This is a genomic window from Streptomyces ipomoeae 91-03, assembly GCF_000317595.1.
In the GTDB taxonomy this organism is placed as follows: Bacteria; Actinomycetota; Actinomycetes; order Streptomycetales; family Streptomycetaceae; genus Streptomyces; species Streptomyces ipomoeae.
Genome location: NZ_AEJC01000684.1, coordinates 1 through 2,430, shown reverse-complemented (window position 1 = coordinate 2,430; position 2,430 = coordinate 1). Strand labels below are relative to the sequence as shown.

Genomic DNA, 2,430 nt, shown 5'->3' with positions numbered 1-2,430 from the left:
TCTCCACCCGTCCGTACGTCTCCAAGGGAGTCCCGATGTTCTTCGGCCGCACGCCCCAGCTGCCCACCCCCGAGCAGGCGCTGCAGGGCCGCGCCGAACTGCCGTTCGCGGTACCCGACCGGCACACCGTGCTCGGCAACCCCCTCCTCGGTCCGTACCCCGAGCACCTGGAGATCGCCGACTTCGGCCTCGGCTGCTTCTGGGGCGCGGAGCGGAAGTTCTGGCAGCTGCCGACGGGGGTGTGGACGACGCTGGTCGGTTACCAGGGCGGATACACGGAGAACCCCACGTACGAAGAGGTCTGCTCCGGGCTGACCGGCCACACCGAGGTCGTCCGCGTCGTCTACGACCCCTCCCTCATCTCCTACGAGCGCCTGCTCCAGGTCTTCTGGGAGTCCCACGACCCGACGCAGGGCTTCCGCCAGGGCAACGACGTCGGCACCCAGTACCGGTCCGCCGTCTACACCCACACCCCGCAGCAGGCGGCCGTCGCCGAAGCCTCCCGCGAGGCCTACCAGAAGGTCCTCACCACCTCCGGCTACGGCACCATCACCACCGAGATCCTCCCGGTCGAGGGCCGCACCTTCTACCCCGCCGAGGGCTACCACCAGCAGTACCTGGACAAGAACCCGGCGGGCTACTGCGGCATCGGCGGCACCGGGGTGTCCTGCCCGATCGGGGTGGCGAAGGCGCAGGGATGAGGCCCTGAGGGCCGACCGCCGCGCGATCGGTTTTTCCTTCGAGGGCGAGGCGGAACGGTGCGGGGCGAGGTGACTGGGCCGACGCCGGGGGATCCGGTCGCCGTGAGGTGACATCCGGTCGGTGGAAGGTCATCCGGTGGGCCGCGGCTCCGAGAAGTTCGGGAGAGACGGTCACCGTCGGCTGGTGAGCACCTACTGGCACGCCGTCACTCCGCCTCCCCGCACCTGATCGGGCGCGGACTCCGGCGGTTTTGACCCCCCGGCCCCCACCGACCCGACGTTCGGTCACACTTGCCGCCATGTGCGTCTCCATGGCCCCGGCCGAGTTCTCCGGCACCACCCTGTACTGCGGTCGGCTGCGCCACCCCGAGCACGGGCTGATCCATGTCCTCGGCCACCAGAACACCGCCGTCAACCTCGCCGACGGCCCCAACGCCATGCTGCTGCACCTGCCGACCCGGCACATGAGTCGCCAGAACTTCCTCTCCGTCGGCCGGAGTTCCGACCTGCTGGAGCGGATGGTGGACGCGGTACGGCCGATATCCGTGGGCGGCCCCGCGCTGATGGCCTGGATGGGAGGGGACCCCGGCCCCGCCGTCGAGGTGTTCGAGCACGACATCTACACCGTGCTGCTCGCCCGCGACCCGCGGGCGATACCGGCCGCGCTCGCCGAGGTCCCCGCCCATCGACGGCCGTCGCTCGACCCGGAGTTGCTCGCCTTCTACGCCGAGCGATACCCGGCCCACGCCATCGCCGTCTGCTGCTTCGACAACGCGCAGGCCGCACACGCGAAGCCGCTGCTCATGTGGTACCCGCCGGTCGACCCCGAACTCCTCACCCTGCCCGCGCTCGACTGCCACAGCGGAGGCGTGCCCGATCTCGACGCCCCGGTCTCCGTGGACCACTGGGTCGTCCTCGGCACCGACGAGGCTCCGGCCGACTGGGGCGAACCCGTGGAGTACGACACCGCCATGCGCCACAGCCTGCGGGCGTACCTCCCCGGCACAGTGATCGGCCGGCACTTCGGCGGCACCCTGCCGAACGGTGACTTCGCCATCACCCACACCGATCTGCTGAGCGGCGACTTGCGAGCGGTGACCAGGGTCCGGCCGTGACGGCGACGCCGACGCGCCTCACCGCCGTACGCCACCCGCTCCCGTACGGCACCGGCCGTCAGGCCCCCCTGTCGTACGACCGCCGCCGTCAGGCCCCGCGCTGCCGTCGACCGCCGTCGCCGTCAGGATCCACTCCCGTACGGCCTGGTGATGATCTCCAGGTTGTGGCCGTTCGGGTCGTCGAAGTAGGTGCCGCGACCGCCGTCGTTCGTGTTGATCTCATTCGTCCGGCGGTGGTACGGGTCCGCCCAGTACGTCAGACCGGCCGCCTTGATCCGGGCGAAGATCTCGTCGAACTCGTCCTCCGTGACCAGGAAGGCGTAGTGCTGGGGTGTGATCGGGTCGGGGGTGTCCATGTAGTCGAGGGTCACGCCGTTGGGGATCTCGACCGGGATGAAGGGGCCGAACGGCGGGCGCACCTCCAGCCCCAGGATGTCGGCGAGGAACCGCGCGGAGGCCTCCTTGTCGTGGGCGGCGACGATCGTGTGATTCAGTGCGACGGGCATGTGGGGTGCCTCCTCGTACGTCATCCATCGCGGACTCTTCCCACGCTAGGCAGCCGCCGGGCACCCCACCATCCGTCATCGGTGCCCCATGGAGACGGCCTGTGCCCG

The 2,430-nt window shown here is 70.3% G+C and carries 3 protein-coding genes; 2 read left to right on the top strand and 1 reads right to left on the bottom strand.

Going from position 1 to position 2,430, the window contains the following annotated elements:
* The first annotated feature begins 35 nt into the window (after positions 1-35).
* Positions 36-701 carry a peptide-methionine (S)-S-oxide reductase MsrA gene (msrA, locus tag STRIP9103_RS44795; RefSeq protein WP_009344076.1) on the top strand — a complete coding sequence of 222 codons (666 nt, stop codon included), beginning with the start codon at positions 36-38 and terminating at the stop codon, positions 699-701.
* A gap of 299 nt (positions 702-1,000) precedes the next feature.
* Complete coding sequence (locus tag STRIP9103_RS44790) at positions 1,001-1,816, top strand: hypothetical protein (protein WP_048822349.1); 816 nt, start codon at positions 1,001-1,003, stop codon at positions 1,814-1,816.
* Positions 1,817-1,938: 122 nt separating this feature from the next.
* On the opposite strand, the gene STRIP9103_RS44785 is transcribed toward STRIP9103_RS44790, so the two are convergent.
* Complete coding sequence (locus STRIP9103_RS44785; RefSeq protein ID WP_009344072.1) at positions 1,939-2,322, bottom strand: VOC family protein; 384 nt, start codon at positions 2,320-2,322, stop codon at positions 1,939-1,941.
* Positions 2,323-2,430 lie beyond the last annotated feature (108 nt).